Consider the following 18991-nt stretch of genomic DNA (forward strand, 5'->3'; position numbering starts at 1 on the left):
ATCCATGACTGCCTCATCGAGCTGGCGTCCTGCCGCAGCGATGGTGCTCGGCGGCGGCTACGGCAAGCGGATGATGCCGCTCACCAAAGACATCCCCAAGCCGATGGTGGTGCTGAAAGGCCGGCCGCTGATCGATCATGTGCTCGATCGCCTCGCTGCCGCTGGCGTCCCCCGGGCGGTCGTCAACGTGCATTACTGCGCCGACAAGCTGCAAGCTCATGTTGAGAAGCGCGCACACCCCAAAATCGCAATTTCCGATGAACGCCAACAGCTTCTGGATACCGGAGGCGGCGTCGCCAAGGCGCTGCCCCTGCTCGGGCCGGACCCGTTCTTGATTCACAACTCCGACTCGGTCTGGATCGAAGGCGTCGGCTCCAACCTCGAGCGGATGTTCTCCGTCTGGGATCCCGACACCATGGACAGCCTGATGCTGCTCGCCTCCGCGGCCACCAGCCTCGGCTACGAAGGTTCGGGCGATTTCGCCATGGACAAGGACGGGCGCCTCAGCCGGCGCGGTGAACGGCAAATGGTCCCGTTCGTCTTCACCGGCGTTTCAATCGCCCATCCTCGCATCTTCGAGGGCGCGCCCGATGGTGCGTTCTCGATGAATCGGCTCTGGGACAGGGCCATCGACAACAGACGGCTCTTCGGCATTCGCCTCGACGGCCTTTGGATGCACGTAGGAACGCCAGAGGCCTTGGTCGAGGCAGAGAGGTGGATCGAGAGTGAGGATGTCGCCTGACAACGACACGGACGCCCTGGCCTCAGGCCAGAGCGGCAGTGCGCGCGTCTTCACGGTACCGACCGGCCTTCCCTTTCTCGCTTCCGTAACGCGGGCAATCTTGAGCGGCGATCTCCCTGCCCCAGGCGGCACCGCGCCCGACCCGCTCGCCCTTCCCGACATGACCATCCTGCTGCCGACACGCCGCGCAACACGCGTCATGCAGGAAGCTTTCCTCACCGTCGCCGGCGGCCGCGCGATGACGCTGCCGCAGATCCGTCCCATCTCCGCTGGCGAGGAGGATCTCACTCTGCTCGCCGGCCTCGCGAGCCCAGGCACGCTCGGCACCGATGCGCTGGAGCTGCCGCCCGCTGTCAGCGAGATCGAACGCCGCCTCACACTCACCATGCTGGTGCAGCGCTGGTCCGAAACGATCCGCAAGGACGACAGCGCGTCGAGCCATTTGGGCGAGACAGCCGTTGCAGCCGGCGCCAACACGCCTGCGCAGGCCGTGCATCTTTCCGCCGAGTTGGCGCGCCTGATGGACATGGTGGAAACGGAGAACGTTGCGCTCTCCGGCCTAGCCAAGCTCGTGCCCGACGAATATTCCGCGCACTGGCAGGACACGCTCAAGTTCCTCGAAATTATCACCGCCTTCTGGCCGGCCTATCTCGACGAAAAGAAACTTCTCTCGCCCGCCGAGCGCCGCAACCGCGCAATCCTCGCCGAAGCCGAGCGCCTGACGAAGTCACCGCCTTCAGGGCCTGTCATCGTCGCCGGCGTCACCGGCTCCGTACCCGCAACCGTCGAGCTGATGCGCGCGGTGGCTTCTCTACCGCAAGGCGCGCTCGTGCTGCCCGGCCTCGACCTCTACCTCGACGAGGAAAGCTGGCGCGCGATCAAGGATCATCCCGAGCATCCCCAGTTCGGTTTTCACAAGCTGCTCGCCGACCTCGGCGTCTCGCGCAGCGATGTTGAGATGCTACCGGGTGAGACACCGGCCCCCGATCAGGCGGCCCGTGCCGTGCTCGTCTCGGAAACCATGCGCCCGTCCGGCAAGACCGGACTTTGGCAGCGCTACATCAGAAGCACCGATCCCGCCGACGTGCGCCACGCACTCGGCAACGTCAGTCTCATCGAGGCACCCTCCGCACAGGACGAAGCCGAAGTCATCGCCCTCATTCTGCGCGAGGCTGCCGAAACACCGGGGCGTACCGCGGCGCTCGTCTCGCCCGACCGGTTGCTCGCGCGCCGCGTCGCCGTGCGCCTCGAAGCCTGGGGCATCCGCGTTGACGACTCGGCCGGCCGCCCGTTCGCCAAGACACCGCCCGGTACCTTCCTCGACCTCGTCGTCGCCGCAGTTGCCGAGGATTTCTCTCCTGCCGCGACGATGGCACTGTTAAAGCATCCGCTGACGCGCCTCGGCCTTGATGCCTTCGCCGTGCGCCGCGCCGCCCGCGCTCTCGAAATCGCCGTGTTCCGCGACGTCTATCTCGGCCGCGGCATCGACGGCGTTGCTGACGCCCTGGAACGTGCCGATGAAAGCAAGCAGCGGCGGCACCGCGCAGTGCAGCGCCTGTGGGATGCCGACTGGGCCGGCGCGCACGATCTCGTCACCCGTTTGCGCGAGGCGTACGAACCGCTCATCAACGCATTCGCCGAGCGCGGCACGCAATCGATGCAATCGATCGCCGCTGCGCATATCGCCGCCGCAGAAGCGCTCTGCCAGCTCCCTGAAGCCGAGCGCGCGAAAGACGACGACAGCTCCCCACTCTGGCAGGGCGAAGCCGGCGCCGCGGCGTCGAGTTTCTTCGCCGGCCTGATCAACGAGGAACTGCCCGCCCTTGCCATCACCGCAGGCGACTACCCCGATCTTTACCGCAGCCTGATCGTCGGCGAGAACGTGCGTCCACGCGTTGCCGTGCATCCGCGCCTCTCTATCTGGGGCCCGTTCGAGGCGCGTTTGCAGCAGCCCGACGTGATCGTTCTCGGCTCCCTAAATGATGGCACCTGGCCCGAGGCCGCCGATCCCGGTCCGTGGCTCAACCGGCCGATGCGCGCCGAGCTCGGCCTGCCCTCGCCCGAGGCAACGATCGGCCACGCCGCGCACGACTTCACCTCGCTGCTCGGCGCCAGCCGCGTCTATCTCACCCGCGCCGAGAAGATCGACGGCGTGCCGACAGTGCCCTCGCGCTGGCTCATGCGTTTGCAGGCATTACTCGCCGGCTTCGGCATCGCTGATGCACTGGAGCCCGATCAGCCCTGGCTCGGTTGGGCCCGCGCGCGCGATCACGCACCGGTGCGCGAGCGCATCAGCGCGCCCGAGCCGCGCCCACCGCTCGCCCTGCGCCCGCGCAAGCTCTCCGTCACGCGCATCGAAACCTGGCTCGCCAATCCTTATGCGATCTTCGCGCGCGACATCCTGAAGCTCGACAAGTTGCCCGAGCTTGGCACCGATCCGAATGCGGCGCTGCGCGGCAACGTCGTGCACGAGATCATGAGCCGCTTTGCAGTGACGCACCCCGGCGATCTGCCACCGAACGCGCACGCTGAACTCATGAGCATCGCCCGCGCCGTATTGATCGACTACGTCGAAAACCCGCGCATCGCTGCGTTCTGGCTGCCGCGATTCGCGCGCTTCGCCGAATGGTTCGCCGACAGCGAGCCCGCGCGCCGCAACGACGTCGAGCGCATCATCGCTGAGGTGAGCGGCCGACTCGTCATCGACGCAGATGGCGGCCCCTTCACGCTCACCGCTCGCGCCGACCGCATCGATGTCACACCGCGCGGCATCGTCATCACCGACTACAAGACCGGCACGCTGCCGACCGACAAACAGATAGCCGATGGCATGAAGCCCCAGCTGCCGCTCGAAGCCGCCATTGCCATGGGTGAGGCTGGCTTCCCCGACACGCCACGCGGTCCCGTCATCGGCATGCGCTACATCCGCGCCACCGGCGCCGAGCCGCCCGGCGAAGATCGAATCGTCGGCAACGGCAGCATCGACGCCCTGGCCACCGCCGCGCTCGTAAACCTGACGAAGCTGATCTCGCATTTCGACGACGAGGCGACGCCCTACAAGGCGCTGCGCCGCGCGCGCTTCTCCTACGAGTACGACGACTACGCACACCTGGCGCGCGTGGCCGAATGGTCCGTGCCGAGCGAGGAAGAGGCGAGCGCCGCATGACCTCAGGCCTTCCCAACAACGATTTCGAGCAGACCAAGCGCCGTCAGCGCGACGCCGCTGATCCGCACGCCTCCGTGTGGGTCAGTGCCAACGCCGGCACCGGCAAGACGCACGTCCTCACGCAGCGCGTGCTGCGGCTTATGCTGTCGGGCACCAAGCCCGAGCGCATCCTCTGCCTCACCTACACCAAGGCCGCCGCCGCCGAGATGTCGAAGCGCGTCTTCGACACGCTGGCCAAGTGGGTGACGATGCCCGAGGCCGACCTCTCCCGCCAGCTCACCGAACTGTGCGACCGCCCCCCACTCGAAGGCGAGACCGAGCTTGCGCGTACGCTGTTCGCCATCGCCATCGAGACGCCGGGCGGGCTCAAGGTGCAGACCATCCACTCGTTCTGCGAACGCCTGCTGCAGCGCTTCCCGCTCGAGGCCGGCGTCGCCCCGGGCTTCACCGTTCTCGACGACACGACGTCGACGGCCCTGCTGCGCGAAGCCATTGACGCAACGCTTCTCGAAGCAACTGATGGCTCGTCGGCCAAGCAGGCGGATGCGCTCGGCATCATCATTCCCTTCGCCGCTGAAGAGCGTTTCGACGACGTGCTGCGCGCAGCGCTAAGCCAGCGCCGGTGGCTCGACAGCGCGCTGCGCATCGACTTCGGCGACAACGAGGACGATGCACTCGTTGGCCTCGAACGTCTCTACCGCCGGCATTTCAATGTCCCCGAGGAAACAAAACTCGAAGACATCGAAAGCGACATGGCCGATGTCGTCAGTGATGCGGAGTTGCAGCGCCTGCGCGATGCCCTCAGTGGCGGCACTGTGACCGACCAGAAATCGGTGGCGCATGTCATTGCGGCGCTCCAGGCTGAAGCAAGCCCAATCCGCGCCGCAGCTCTGGAGAAGTTCTTCTGCCGCGCCGATGGCGATCCCCGCGCCAAGCTGATGACAAAAGCCATCGCCGACGCATTCCCCGATCTGCGCGACGGCATGGACACCGCACAGCGCCGCTTCGTGGCCCTGATGGAGCAGCGCCGCGGCGTGCGCGCGATCACAGCCACCATGGCCCTGCATCGTCTCGCCGGCGCCGTGCTGCAACGCTATACGCTCGCCAAACGCCGGCGCGCCGCTCTCGATTATGACGACCTCATTGCCCGCAGCGTCTTCCTGCTCAGCGGGCAGGACCTCGCCGGCTGGGTGATGTTCAAGCTCGACCGCGGCATCCATCACATTCTCGTCGACGAGGCGCAGGACACCAGTCCCGACCAGTGGCAGATTGTCGAGGCGCTGGCTCGCGAGTTCTTCACCGGCACCGGCCAGTCCGACGTCATCCGCACGCTGTTCGCCGTCGGCGATGAAAAGCAGTCGATCTATTCGTTCCAGGGCGCCGCGCCGCACAAGTTCGCCGAGATGGGCGCGCGCTTCGCCGCCCTGTGCAGCAACGAAACCTGGCGCCGCATTCCACTCAACCTGTCGTTCCGAACCGTGGCGCCGGTGCTCGAAGCCGTCGACGGCGTGTTCTCCGATCATCGCCGCACGCCCGGCCTTTCCACCGAGGACGCCGTCGTCCGCCACGCAGTGCACCGCCTCGGCCATGGCGGCATCGTGGAGATATGGCCCACCGAAGCGCCCGAGGACGTCAGCAACGGCGATCCCTGGGCACCGCTTGAAGAAGCTTCCGGCCGCGCACCCGCCGAGCGCCTCGCCGAACGCATTGCTTCGACCATCCGCCGCTGGCTCGATACCGGCGAGATACTCGCATCCGAAGGCCGCCCCGTGCGCGCGGGCGACATCATCATTCTGGTGCGCAAGCGCCGGCCATTCGCCGGCCCCATGGTCGCCGCACTGAAAGCACGCGGAATTCCTGTGGCCGGTGCCGACCGCTTGCGTCTCTCCGAGCAGATCGCCGTTGCAGATCTCATGTCGCTCGGCGATTTCCTTACCCTGCCCGAGGACGATCTGGCCCTCGCCGAAGTTCTGAAGAGCCCGCTCATCGGCTTCGACGACGATGACCTGTTGACGCTCGCGGCCGGCCGCAAGGGCACGCTGTGGAAGTCGCTCATCGATCATGCCCGCGACAATGAACACTTCACCGCCGCCGCCGAAACTTTGAAGCGCTGGCGCTCGCGCGCGGACTTCATCCCGCCGTTCGAGTTCTTCGCCTCGATCCTCGATCGCGAAGGCTGCCGCATGAAGCTGCTCTCGCGTCTCGGTGCCGAAGCTGCCGATCCGATCGACGAGTTCCTCAATCTAGCTCTCAGCTACGACGATGCCGAGGCGCCCTCCCTTACCGGCTTCCTCAATTACCTGCGCGAGGCCGACCGCGAGGTGAAGCGCGACATGGAGCATGGCCGCGACGAGGTGCGCGTAATGACCGTCCACGGCGCAAAGGGCCTCGAAGCGCCCATCGTGTTTCTGCCCGATACCTGCGCCACCGCATCGGGCGGACCGATCAATTCGCTGTTCGGCATCGAGGATCTAGATGCGCCGGAGGGTGCGGAGGGAACGCCTTTCGTGTGGAGCGTCAAGGGAACGAGCGCGCACCCGATCATCGCCGCCGCACGCTCATTGCGCACCCAGCGCGAAATGGAAGAACGCAACCGCCTGCTCTACGTCGCCATGACCCGCGCCCGCGATCGCCTCTACATCGCCGGCTTCGAAGGTCGCAACGGCCCCGCCCGCGGCTGCTGGTATGAGCTGATCAGCACTGCGCTCTTGCCGAGCTTCGAGGAAGCCGACGACGGGCTCGGCGTCACCGTGCGCCGTCGTACAGCGCAGCAGGCCATACCGGCCAAGCCGCGCGATTCTGCCCATAAGCAGGAAGCGGCCGGCGTCACCTTGCCCGAATGGGCCAAGGTCCACGCGCCGCGCGAGGCTACACTGTCGATCCCTCTTGCCCCATCGCGTCTCGAAGCCTACGCACCCGATTCCGAAGGCGAGCCGATCATCGAGCACAAGCCGCAGCCGCGCTCTCCCGCCGAGGAGCCAGCCGCCCTGCCGCCCGCTGCCCAATCGGCCGACAACCGCTTCCTTCGCGGCACCCTGACGCACGCCCTGCTGCAGCATCTGCCGACCCTGCCGTCCGATGGATGGAAGAACGCTGCATCGGGCTTTCTTGAAGCGCGCGGCAGTGCCCTCTCGGCCAAGGTCCGCGCCAGCATTGCCAAGGAGACACTGGCGATCCTCACCGCGCCAGAGTTCGCCCCCCTGTTCGGCCCACAGAGCCGCGCCGAGGTGCCCATCGTCGCCCTGCTGCCCAACCCCAAGGGGAAGGGGCCGCCGCTCAAGCTGATGGGCCAGATCGACCGCCTCCTAGACCTCGGCGGCGAGATCCTGATTGTTGACTATAAGACCAACCGCCCACCGCCGTTGAAAGTGGAGCAGGTTGCAGGAGCCTACCTATTCCAGCTCGCTGCATACCGGCTCGCCCTGCGCGAAATTTATGCAGGAAAAACAATCAAGACCGCGCTTCTTTGGACCGACGGCCCCCGCATCATGCCGGTGCCCGATGGGCTGCTCGACGACTACGCCGGCCGGCTATGGGAACTCGACGTCACGAACCTTGACGCTGGCCGGCCCCATTCCTAACTTCGCCCACGAAGAGGCAGCGAGCCGCAGCGCTCAGATGCCTGCCTCAACAGGAGAAAACTTATGGCAGATGCAGTGTCCGACAGCACCTTCGAGCAGGAGGTCCTGAAATCCTCCGAGCCGGTTCTCGTGGACTTCTTTGCGGAGTGGTGCGGCCCCTGCAAGGCCATGGCCCCGGCACTCGACCAGGTCGCCAAGGAAATGCAGGGCAAGATCAAGGTCGTGAAACTCGACGTTGACCAGAACCCGGCTGTCACCGGCAAGTACGGCATCCGCGCCATGCCGACGCTGATCATGTTCAAGGACGGCAAGCCCGCCGCCCAGCACACCGGTGCCCTCGTGCAGAAGAAGAAGCTCGAGGACTGGATCAATTCCTCCGTCGCCTGATCGGCGACGAATAGAGCGAACTCGAAAAGGGCCTCGCCTCCGCGGCGGGGCCCTTTTTCACTTGCGGCAGCCATCCACACGATCTGATAGCTTCGATGCAGTCAACTTCCGATTCCGGATCGATTCGATGCTCCAGATCTCGCGCACGCTTCGCATCGCCTTTAGCACCGTGGTGTTCATGCTGATTGGCGCGACCGCCGCATGGGCTCCCGGCAGCATCACGCTCAGCGACGTGTTGGATCAGTTGAAGGACACCGAGAAGCTCGTTGCCGAGATCAACGCCGAGCTCAAGGCACAGAACCTCTCCGCGGAGGACGTCATCTGCGTCGGCGCACGCTTCGGCGGCCACTGGGTCGAACTCGGCGGTGCGCGCTCGATCCCCTACGAGTGCGAGATCGGCAACAAGAAGCTCAACGTCGATGGCACCCTCCGCCTCTACGACCAGCAGGGTGCGGAGATCGACATGAGCGATGAGAGAGCGCCCGAGCGCGCCTTCGATTACAAGCAGACCGATCTCACGTGGACGTGGCAATAGCCGCCCGTCTCGCGCACGTCCCTCGCCGCGCATCTTGAAAAACCCCATATTCGCGCGGACGAATCTGCTGATTCACCATAATTCCACCACGCCAGCCCGGCTTCCTGACGATGGATCAATCGTCGTGGGAGTTAGTCATGGTGTTTCAGCGCAGGCACGAGCCGAAGACACTCACCGTCGTTCCAGCCGAGGTTGCTGCATTGCCGCCGGGCGATGAGAACGATGCCGCATCGGTCATCGGCAAGGACATGTCCATCGAAGGTCAGTCGATCACCGTCCGCTGCAAGGGCACCTTGCGCGTCAACGGCGTCATCACCGCCGACCTTCATTGCAATGAGCTGGTGGTCGGCGAGGAAGCCATCATCACCGGATCGGTCGCCGCCGATCAGGTTCGCGTCTTTGGTGCCGTGCACGGCGCCATCCTCGGCGCCAATGTCACCCTGCATCCGAGCGCCCGCGTCGACGGCGACATCCACTCGCAATCTTTGACGATCGAGCAGGGCGCCAGCTTCGATGGCCGCTCGCGCAAAGTCGCCAATGCTGCCGAAGTCGCACCTCAACTCGAAACGCAGCAGATGCACCGCGCCTACGGCTGACCCAGCCCCGGCTCTTTGCACCACACCCAATTTCGTCACGGCCGCGCAGGCGGCCGTCTACGCCAGCTTCATGATTCCCGACGGCAAAGACGCCGGCTGGAACTGTCCGATAAGCGGCGCACGAGCTTAACGTGGCGTGGATGGCCACCTTCGTGGCCATGACGGAGTATGAGGCCAAGGTGCCGCGAAATGCTCGATAGAGCATGCCACGCGGTTGAAGGGGAGCCGGTCGAAGCTCCCCTCAGGCGGCCTCTCGCTTTCCGTTGATCAGATCCCAGGCGATGTTGATCTGCCGGATGCGGATTTCACGCTCCACGCGGTCGCTCTCATCGCGCGCATGATCCGGGTGCCAGCTCATGCGCAGGGCATCGACGATCTTCTTCAAGACACCGTCGCTCACCTCGGCATTGACGCCCAGCACCTCGTAAGCCTCGCTTGTCGTACGCGGCAGCGCCGTCGCATGGCGCGTATCCGAGATGCTGGCGAGCGCGCTGTCGACGATGCGGCGGATGCGCTCCATTTCCCGCACCATCGCGCGGAATTGCAGCGACGATTTCTCCGTCGAGATTTCGCCCTTGGCCGCCTGCCTATCGACGTTCGCAAGTCGCTCGCGCACGCTGTCGAGTTCGATCAGCAGCACCTCGCGCAGCGGACCGGCAGATTTCAGCCCGCGCGCGGCCGCCTCGGTCTGTTCGAGCAGTGCCGCTACCGCACCAGATGCGTTGGCAAGCTTCAGGTCGCGATGCGCGGAGCGGAAAGCACTACTGCCAATGGCCCGCCGACGCAGCGCCGGTGCGTAGCGGAACGTGAGCAGCAAGGCGATGACAACAGCTGAGCCGATCACCGCCACCCATGTCCACAGCTGCGAGCCAGCCTCCACCGGGGCGGCAGCGACAACTGGCAAGTCTTCGCCGCTATGCACCACCGTGATCCAGTCATCATTGGCCAGATCCGGCTCCAGCGCCGTCTCGAACGACTGCGTCCGTCCGGCCGGCTCCAGCGTCGCGCTCGGATCCGCCTTCGCGATATCGATTTCTTCGTAGTTGGCAGCAACCTGAGTAACCGCGAGAGCACCCTCACCGGCGGTGCTCTCAGCCTCGTCCGCGCCAGCGCCGATCATCAGCCGCGCGCCCAGTTCGCCAACGGGCGCATATCCTTCCGGCAGAACGAGATGCTCGAACGCGGCCTTGCTCGGCCAGGGCAGACAGTCGCCGCTCAACACGACCTTGCGCTGCATCTCGACTCCGTCAGCGCCCCCGCACCCGGCGGCTGCCAACGACGCACTGCGCGCCGGCATCACCAGATTGAGATGGCCGTCCTCCAGCCACACCCGATTGGCCCCAGCGCTGCCGATCGTCGCCACCACCTCCGTCCAAGGAACGGCGGTGCCCGCGCAAACGATATCGAAGCGATGCACCATCACCGTCCGGCAGGCGGCTGAGCTGTTCGGCAGGCAGGTGGTGACGGTCTGCTCATCGCGGCGACCGCCAACGATGGAATAGCTGGTATCGCCTGCGGGACTGAGCCGGACCTCGCCCCCCTCAATCCGGCAGTCATGCGGCATCACCAGCCGCTCACGCGCCTCGGCAGGCAAAACCGGCAATAGAGCGAAGCTTAGAAACCAGGAAAGGCGGGAAATGCGACGCACCGCTATGCCCTCTCATGTTGGTACGCATGGTTTTGTTCTTATGGTGAACAAGGGCGCGACTGTGGCGATTAGGCGGTTTATCAACGCAAAGTATCTGTTGCATGTGACCCTTAGGTCCTGCCGGCAGCGCCTGCTGTGGCCGTCACGCTGCATGTTTCCGGCGATGGTCAAAAAATCGCCAGCAGCTGGCGCCATGTCTCGACAATGAAAGCAGATCGACCCTAGAAAAGCTGGGTTGCGTGTGCAGTTTTTTTGAGCACGCACACGACCGACATTGACTGCGCTGCGTATTGAGGGGAGGGCCACCATGTCATCGACCGACGTGCAATTTGCGCCGCCGGCCGCAACAAAGCCTCTCTATTCGACCGCCAGCAGCGCCAGTCCCGCGGCCACGGCCGAAGCGCCTGAAAAGGTTTCCGCCTTCGATGCCGTGAAGCCGGAGGAAGACCGTGGCCGCGAGCGCTTCATCCCCGTCACCCGCTTTGCTCTGCTCGACCGCCTGACCTCGCCCGCCGCCTGGCCGGCGGCCGAAGAGGCGCGCCACGCACGCCGGTTCTTCCGCTACCTCGATCACTGGCGCCGCCAGCAGTACAATGCCGAGCTGCACGAGCTGGAAGAATCCTACGAGCCGTTCAGCCCCGATAGCGACCTGTTGCTGACCCGCGCGTTCACGCCAGCCGAATCTGCCGTCTTGCAGCGCCGCGTCATCAGGGGGATGGAACGCATCCTCACGCAGGCGAACTATGTGCAGATCAACCACAACGACGTCGAGCAGATCCTGACGCGCGATTCAGCTTACGGGCTCGATCTGCACGTCGACCTCGACGTGTTCGAAGAAGTGCTGCTGTTTTACCGCGGCGCATCCACCAAGCGCGATCAGCGCCGCCGCTGGAACAAATTTTATCTGCGCGAGCAGTTCGACGTTCCCATCTTTCAGCGCCTCTTCCTGCTGTTCAAGCTGAAGCCGGTTGAGAAGCATGTGCGCGAGGTAATGGAAAAGAAGGGCATCCCACGCCGCAACGCCGAAAAAATCGTCAAGCGCCAGCGCGAGAGCATCCCCTCCGAGGTCAAGGACAGCTGCATTTACATGAAGCTGTTCAAGAACATCCCGAGAAGCGATCTCGAGATGGTGTTCCCGAACACGCGCGTCCGCTTCCGCTTCTACGACAAGCTCCGCCTCGGCGCGACCGCGGGCGGCGGCCTCACGCTCGGCACCGTCAGCGCCGCCGGCAAGATCGCCCTGCTCGCCACCAATCCGCTCGCCGCCGCTGGCGCGCTAGTCGGTCTTGGCGGCATCGCCTTCCGTCAGGCACTCGCCTTCATGAACCAGAAGCAGCGCTACATGGTCGTGATGGCACAGAACCTCTATTTCCACGCTATGGCCGACAACCGCGGCGTCATGCTGAAACTGGCCGCCCGCGCCGCCGAGGAAGACATCAAGGAGGAAATGCTCCTTTACGCCGTGCTCGCCAAAGCCGTTGCGCGCCGCCAGGACATTCCCGAGATCGACGTCGCCATCGAGCAGTACCTCGCCGCCAGTTTCGGCGTCAGCGTCGATTTCGACATCACCGACGCCCTCGACCGGCTTATCGCCGATGGTCTCGTCATCGAAGAGGCGGATGGCACCCTGCGCACCATGCCCCCGAAAGAGGCAGCCCTGCACATCGACGAGAAGTGGGACCGCTTCCTCGACGAGCTGCCCGAGCTTGTCAGTGCCGAAGGCATGGAATTCAACGCCGACGACCTGCCCTTGTCAGCGCCCGCCGCTTGAGGCAGAGCTTGCGCCTCTTTTTCAGGCGAGGCGCAGCAACAGGTCATGGCCAGCACCAAACTTTCCGTGCGCACGAGCGATCTGGGCGCCGCGCAAGCCTTCGAGGCCGCCCTCGCCGAGCATGATCCCCCGCTCGACGCCGTGACCCTGTTCGAGGACGGCCCCACAGCCTGGATCGTCGAAGCCTACGCCCAGGGCCGCGAGGAAGCCGAATCCGCCGCAGCCGGCCTCGGCGCCCCCGCGATCATCGAAGAGCTACCCGACCTCAACTGGGTGGCGATCTCGCAGGCCGCCCTTCCGCCCGTGCACGCTGGCCGCTTCATCGTACACGGCAGCCACGACAGGGACCGCATCCCCTATGGACCGCGCGCCATCCTCGTCGATGCCGGCGAAGCCTTCGGCACCGCCCACCACGGCACGACGCTCGGCTGCCTCCTCGCCATAGACCGCATCACGCGCCGCGGCCGCTTCAAGCGCGTGCTCGACCTCGGCTGCGGCTCGGGCGTGCTGGCCATCGCCGCGGCCCGCGCCCTGCCCTCGGCACGCGTGTTCGCCTCCGACAACGACCCCATCGCCGTTGACGTTGCCCGCGCCAACGCCGCCGCCAATGGCGCAAAGCGCATTACGTTTGCTTGCGCCATGGGGCTCGACCACCAGACCCTTCGCCATGCCGCGCCCTACGATCTGATCATCGCCAACATTCTCGCCGGTCCCCTGCGCGCGCTGTCGGGCAGCCTGGCGTCAGCGCTCCGCCCGGGTGGCTTCATCGTGCTGTCCGGCATCCTCAACCCGGAAGCGCCCGCGGTTATCGCCACCTATCTCGCCCACGGTTTCACCCTCATCCAACACCGCCGCATCGGCGAATGGACGACGTTGACGCTGCGCCGCCGACACTGAATCGCCATCGGCCGGCATTGATGCGAATTGCCGTTCCACCCCGGGAGGCTTAAACAGTCATCCATGTTCCAGACCTTCGAAAACCAGTCCGAGCGCGGCGCCACAGTCGACCGCATCAAAGAACTTCGCCGCCTGATGGCCGCAGCAAAGCTCGACGCCTATCTCGTCCCGCGTGCTGACGAGCACCAGGGCGAATACGTGCCACCCTCGGCCGCACGCCTGAACTTCATCACCGGCTTTTCCGGCTCGGCCGGCCTCGCCATCATCCTGAAGCGATCGGCGACGCTGTTCGTCGATGGCCGCTACCCCGTGCAGGCCCGCGCCGAGGTCGAGCCCGGCCTCATCGAGGTGTCGCTCATCCCGCGCGGCAACATCGGCACCTGGCTCGCCGAGCATCTTAACCGCGGCGCGCGCGTCGGCTTCGATCCGCGCCTGCACACCATTGCCGAGGTGGAGCGTCTCGAAACCGTGCTCGAGCCGCACGGCATCAAGCTCGTGCCGGTGTCGCGCAACCTCGTCGATCGTGTGTGGGGCAAAGAGCGCCCAGCGCCGCCGCAAGACCCGATCTGGGCTCACCCGCAGAAGTACGCAGGCCGCTCCGCACCCGATAAGATCGCCGACATCCAGAAGCGCCTCAAAGCCGACAAGCAGGACGCTGTCGTGCTGACGCTGAGCGACAGCGTCGCCTGGGCCTTCAACATCCGCGGCTCAGACATCCCGCACACACCAGTCGCGCTCGCGTTCGCCATCGTGCCCGTCAGCGGTAAGCCGGAGTTCTTCATCTCGGCCGAAAAGCTCGGGCCGGCCGTGCGCACACACCTCGAAGCCTTCGCCAAGATCTTGCCGCCCAAAGCGCTCGATGAACGCCTCAAGGCTCTGCGCACAGCGGGCAAGCGCGTGCGCCTCGATCCCAACAACGCGAGCTTCGCCTTTGCGCGCGCACTCGGCGGCACCAAGAAGATCGCACGCGGCGCCGACCCGACCATCGGCCTCAAGGCCATCAAGAACACCGCCGAGATCAAAGGCTCACGCGCCGCCCACGTGCGCGACGGCGCTGCCGTCACCCGCTTCCTCGCGTGGCTCGACGACGCGACCACGTCGGGCTCCGTCGACGAGATCGAAGCCGTGCGTCAGCTCGAAGGCTTCCGCCGCGCCACCAACCAGTTGCGTGAGATCTCCTTTGACACCATCTCCGGCAGCGGACCCAACGGCGCCATCGTGCACTATCGCGTGTCGGAGGCGACCAACCGCAAGCTGCGCCCCGGCGAGTTATTCCTCATCGACAGCGGCGCGCAGTACCTCGACGGCACCACCGACATCACCCGCACCGTCGCTATCGGCAAGCCGTCGCCGGAGATGCGCGACCGCTTCACGCGCGTGCTGAAGGGCCATATCGCCATCGCCTCCGCGCGCTTCCCTAAAGGCACGCGCGGCATCGACCTCGATCCATTCGCGCGCCGCGCATTGTGGGAGGCTGGGCTCGATTACGACCATGGCACCGGCCACGGCGTCGGCAGCTATCTCTCCGTGCACGAGGGACCAGCTTCGATCTCGCGCGCCGGCATGGCCGTGCTGGAGCCGGGCATGATCATTTCCAACGAGCCCGGCTACTATAAAGAGGGCGCTTATGGCATCCGCATCGAGAACCTCGTTCTCGTCACGCCGCTGGAGAAGCTGCCGAACGGCGACCGCGAGACCATGGGCTTCGAGACGCTGACGCTCGCGCCGATCGATCGCCGCCTCATCGACAAGGCGCTTCTGACGCCCGCTGAAATCGATTGGATCAACGATTATCACGCGCGCGTCGCGGCGACGATCTCAGCGGACCTCGATAACGATACGCGCGCCTGGCTCAAAGCCGCCACCGCCCCGCTCTGACATTCGCAGCCCCTCACCCGGAGGCTGCGCGGCCAATTTCGTCACGGCCGCGCAGGCGGCCGTCGACGCCAGCATCAGCGTACTCGACGCAGCGACAGCTCAAAGACAGACGCAGGAATGCAGCTCTTTCCCAATGCACGCCGGGCGAGCCGATAGTGGCGTGGATGGCCACCTTCGTGGCCATGACGGATTGAGGAAGCGGCATATTCCAGCAGCGACGATCACTCGCCCGCGGCGGACAGCACCGACGGCACTTCGAGGCGCTTGCGAATGATCTCCGGCGTCAGGCCGAAGTCCTCCAGCGCGTACTTGTGCTTGCCGTGCTTGTCGCTCGGATGCTCGGCAAGCCATTTCTGCGCGCGCGCCTTGAACCCGGGATCAGTCGGATAGCCCAGCCGATCATAGATCGACGCCGCCATCGCCGCCGGATCGCGCACCAGGTCATCGTATTCGGAGCGCACGATCTGGCCCGGCGGCACCAGATGCATCGCTGCCTGTCCCGCCGCTTCGCACTGCTCGGCAAGATCGAGTACAAAGTCGCCGACCTTCGTCAGGTCGACCGTGTCCGACGTCATGCACCACGTCACCGCCGCCAGCGAGCACAGCGACGGCACCGTCTTGTCCGGGCTGCGATGCGTATAGACGATGCGCGCGTCAGGATACGTTTCCAGCAGATACTTCAATCCCGCAAGATGGTTCGGGCACTTCAGCACCCAGTGCTGCTTGGGATTGAGCCACTGCAGCGCCTGCAGCTGGCGCTTATGCATGCGATATAGGTCGCGGTACGCCCTCTCGTCCCACCACTTCCAGAAGCTCGGCACGTAGGCGAAATCGAAGCCGGGCGACACCAGGAAGTGATTACGGAAAAGATGATAGCACTCCTCCGGATCGTCGACTTCGATCGGATGGATCTTGTTGAACTCAGGCCCGACGAAGTTCAGCAGCTTCAAGCGGCCATACGCTTCGCGCCAGCGCCCATCCTTGCCGCCCTCGTGATTCCCGAGTTTGCGCGGATAAGGGGAATAGCCTTCCCAGAACGGCAGGTAGCGCGCGCCTTCATGCAGCGACAGCAAGCGCTGCAACAGCGTCGTGCCCGTGCGCGCAAGGCCCAGCACGAACAGCGGCCGCTCGATCTTCTCTTCGAGAATTTCCGGATGCTCGGCAATGAGCGCTTCGAGCGCCATCGCATTGTCCATGCTCTTGAGGAACTGCCCGCGGATCACCAGCGCGCCGAATAGCGAAAGATCGGCATCCTCGTTGAACGCCTTCGCGCGCGGCGGCAAAGCGCGCTTCAGTTCCGGCGTCCAGTTGCTGCGCCCGTACTTCTTCTCAGTCGCGCGCATCTGCTTTTCGACGTCGATGCTCGGCCACAGACCGAGCGCCCTCACCATCGGGCCGAGCGTGTTGAGCAGACGGAGCGGCAAGGGAGGTCCGAGTTGCACCCCGGATGATAGACGGCGACTGCCCAGCATTCGCTCTTTCCAGTTGTTGGCGTTTCTTCCCCCGCGTATGTGGGAGAATCAACGTTGTATGTCTACCCCGCAACTAGCCGCGATCGGTCGCACCGGTCAACCGCAGCCACTCCTCCTCATCCAATACCGTGACACCTAACTCACGCGCCTTGGCGAGTTTTGAACCCGCATCCGCCCCTGCGACCACGTAATCCGTCTTCTTGGATACCGAGCCTGCGACTTTCGCACCCAGCCTCTCAGCCTGGGCCTTGGCTTCGCCACGCGTCAGCAGCGTCAATGTTCCGGTAAACACGACCGTCTTGCCGGCGACCGGCGAAGTATTGTCGACAGCTTCCAACGGCTGCGGAGAGACTTCCTTCAGCAGCTCGTCGACCACACGAATATTGTGCGGCTCGCCGAAGAAATCGGCGATAGCTTCTGCCACCACCTCGCCAATCCCTTCGATATTGTCGAGTTCTTTAAAAGCTTCGGTGTCTTTTCCTTTGGCAGCTTCGATCATCGCCGCGCGGAAATTCTCGATCGAGCCATAAAAGCGTGCGAGCAGCTTCGCCGTGGTCTCGCCGACGTGGCGGATGCCGAGCGCGTAGATGAATCGGTCGAGCGCGATGTTGCGCCGCGCCGCAATCGCGTTGAACAGCTTCGTCGCCGACTGCGGCCCCCAGCCCTCGCGGTCTTCCAATTTTGTCGGCGAGCGCGCATCGCGCACCGCCAGCGTAAAGATATCTTCCGGAGACTGAATTAAGCCGTCATCGTAGAACGCCTGGATGTTCTTCTCGCCCAGCCCCTCGATATCGAACGCGTTGCGCGACACGAAGTGCTTCAGCCGTTCCACGCGCTGTGCCGGACAGATGAGGCCGCCCGTGCAACGGCGCACGACGTCGACGCGTCCGGTCTTCTCATTCGTCTCGCGCACCGCATGGCTGCCGCACGCGGGGCAGCGATCGGGAAAGATATACTCCTTTGCGCCCTTCGGACGCTTGCCGGGCACATAGCCCAGAATCTGCGGGATGACATCTCCCGCCCGCTGCACGATCACTGTGTCGCCAATGCGCACATCGCGCCGCTTTATCTCGTCCTCGTTGTGCAGCGTCGCGTTGGTGACGACCACGCCACCCACCGTCACCGGTTCCAGCCGCGCAACCGGCGTCAGCGCGCCCGTGCGCCCCACCTGGATGTCGATCCCGCTGAGCACCGTCATCGCCTGCTGCGCCGGGAACTTGTGCGCGATTGCCCACCGCGGCGAGCGCGACACGAACCCCAGCCGCTCCTGCAAATCGAGCCGGTTCACCTTGTAGACGACACCATCGATGTCGTAAGGCAGCTCGGCACGCTCTTCAGCGAGGCCCTCGTAGTACGCCAGCAGCTCGGCGGCGCCCTCGCACACACGCGCGCGCTTGTTGACCGGCAGTCCCCACTTGGCGAACGCCGCATCGACACCCGATTGCGTATCGGCCGGCAGTTTCGAAGCCTCACCCCACGCGTAGGCGAAGAAGCGCAACGGCCGCGACGCGGTGATCGACGCATCGAGCTGGCGCAGAGACCCGGCCGCCGCGTTGCGCGGATTGGCGAACACCTTGCCGCCCGCCTCGGCCTGCTTCTCGTTCAGCTGCGCAAACTCCTCGCGCGTCATGTATATCTCGCCGCGCACATCGATGATCTCGGGCACGTCGCGGCCATGCAGATGGTGCGGGATCTCCTTGATCGTCATCACGTTGCGCGTGACGTTCTCGCCTTCCATGCCATCGCCACGCGTCGCCGCCTCGATCAGGTCGCCATCGACATAGCGCAGCGAGATGGAAAGACCGTCGATCTTCGGCTCCGCCATGAACGCCAGCGGCGCGTCATCCGGCAGCTTCAAGAAGCGATGTACGCGCTCGACGAAGTCTTCGACGTCCGCTGCCTCGAAGGCATTGCCGAGCGACAGCATCGGCACCCGGTGACGGATCTTGCCGAAGCCATCGACCGCCGGCGCACCGATCCGCTTCGACGGACTGTCCGGACGGATGAGTTTGGGAAACCGCGCTTCGACCTCGTCGTTACGACGCCTCAGCGCATCGTAGTCGGCATCGGAAATCTCCGGCGCATCCTGACGATAATACAGCTCGTCGTGATGGCGGATCAGCGCCGCCAGCCGCCGTAGCTCGGCCTCGGCCTGCGTTCGCGTCAGCTCATCGACAGCAACGGTGCTGAAGTCTTTCTCGCTCATGCGTCAGCAATATCGGATGCGACAGGCGCCGCAAACAGCCCGGCAACGCCGCCCACAACTGCAATCGCAGGCGACGGACCTTCCGCTTGCGACGGGAGGCACCGTAGCGGCG

The 18991-nt window shown here is 65.0% G+C and carries 13 protein-coding genes; 9 read left to right on the top strand and 4 right to left on the bottom strand.

Going from position 1 to position 18991, the window contains the following annotated elements; all coding sequences use genetic code 11:
• Positions 1-4: 4 nt before the first annotated feature.
• The 6 genes from ACP15D_RS08095 (at position 5) to ACP15D_RS08120 (ending at position 9007) form a co-directional block, all read left to right on the top strand.
• Positions 5-742 (top strand): nucleotidyltransferase family protein, encoded by a 738-nt coding sequence (locus ACP15D_RS08095; RefSeq protein WP_424957020.1) that lies wholly within the window; start codon positions 5-7, stop codon positions 740-742.
• Positions 732-3908 (top strand): double-strand break repair protein AddB, encoded by a 3177-nt coding sequence (gene addB, locus ACP15D_RS08100; RefSeq protein WP_424957021.1) that lies wholly within the window; start codon positions 732-734, stop codon positions 3906-3908. The genes ACP15D_RS08095 and addB overlap by 11 nt, the downstream gene beginning before the upstream one ends.
• Positions 3905-7489, top strand: coding sequence for a double-strand break repair helicase AddA (gene addA, locus ACP15D_RS08105; RefSeq protein WP_424957022.1), 3585 nt, complete (start codon positions 3905-3907; stop codon positions 7487-7489). The genes addB and addA overlap by 4 nt, the downstream gene beginning before the upstream one ends.
• A gap of 63 nt (positions 7490-7552) precedes the next feature.
• On the top strand, positions 7553-7876 hold the full coding sequence (trxA, locus tag ACP15D_RS08110; protein ID WP_424957023.1) for a thioredoxin: 324 nt from the start codon (positions 7553-7555) through the stop codon (positions 7874-7876).
• A gap of 127 nt (positions 7877-8003) precedes the next feature.
• Complete coding sequence (locus tag ACP15D_RS08115) at positions 8004-8411, top strand: hypothetical protein (RefSeq protein WP_424957024.1); 408 nt, start codon at positions 8004-8006, stop codon at positions 8409-8411.
• Between the two features lie 137 nt (positions 8412-8548).
• A complete protein-coding gene (locus ACP15D_RS08120; RefSeq protein WP_424957025.1) occupies positions 8549-9007 on the top strand; it encodes a bactofilin family protein in 459 nt (152 codons plus the stop codon).
• Positions 9008-9248: 241 nt separating this feature from the next.
• Here ACP15D_RS08120 and ACP15D_RS08125 read toward each other — a convergent pair whose 3' ends face one another.
• Positions 9249-10655: a hypothetical protein gene (locus tag ACP15D_RS08125; protein WP_424957026.1), complete on the bottom strand. Its 1407-nt coding sequence runs from the start codon at positions 10653-10655 to the stop codon at positions 9249-9251.
• 307 nt (positions 10656-10962) lie between these two features.
• Between ACP15D_RS08125 and ACP15D_RS08130 the strand changes: the two genes are divergently transcribed.
• From ACP15D_RS08130 to ACP15D_RS08140, 3 genes are all read left to right on the top strand, one after another.
• On the top strand, positions 10963-12426 hold the full coding sequence (locus ACP15D_RS08130; protein ID WP_424957027.1) for a TMEM143 family protein: 1464 nt from the start codon (positions 10963-10965) through the stop codon (positions 12424-12426).
• 45 nt (positions 12427-12471) lie between these two features.
• Positions 12472-13323: a 50S ribosomal protein L11 methyltransferase gene (locus ACP15D_RS08135; protein WP_424957028.1), complete on the top strand. Its 852-nt coding sequence runs from the start codon at positions 12472-12474 to the stop codon at positions 13321-13323.
• Between the two features lie 63 nt (positions 13324-13386).
• Complete coding sequence (locus ACP15D_RS08140) at positions 13387-15201, top strand: aminopeptidase P family protein (protein WP_424957029.1); 1815 nt, start codon at positions 13387-13389, stop codon at positions 15199-15201.
• Between the two features lie 13 nt (positions 15202-15214).
• On the opposite strand, the gene ACP15D_RS08145 is transcribed toward ACP15D_RS08140, so the two are convergent.
• The 3 genes from ACP15D_RS08145 to ligA form a co-directional block, all read right to left on the bottom strand.
• A complete protein-coding gene (locus ACP15D_RS08145; protein ID WP_424957030.1) occupies positions 15215-15385 on the bottom strand; it encodes a hypothetical protein in 171 nt (56 codons plus the stop codon).
• A 37-nt stretch (positions 15386-15422) separates the two neighbouring features.
• Complete coding sequence (locus ACP15D_RS08150; RefSeq protein ID WP_424957031.1) at positions 15423-16625, bottom strand: sulfotransferase family protein; 1203 nt, start codon at positions 16623-16625, stop codon at positions 15423-15425.
• 121 nt (positions 16626-16746) lie between these two features.
• Positions 16747-18879 (bottom strand): NAD-dependent DNA ligase LigA, encoded by a 2133-nt coding sequence (gene ligA, locus ACP15D_RS08155; RefSeq protein ID WP_424957032.1) that lies wholly within the window; start codon positions 18877-18879, stop codon positions 16747-16749.
• Positions 18880-18991 lie beyond the last annotated feature (112 nt).

This window comes from Hyphomicrobium sp. 1Nfss2.1 (assembly GCF_965243865.1).
In the GTDB taxonomy this organism is placed as follows: Bacteria; Pseudomonadota; Alphaproteobacteria; order Rhizobiales; family Hyphomicrobiaceae; genus Hyphomicrobium_A.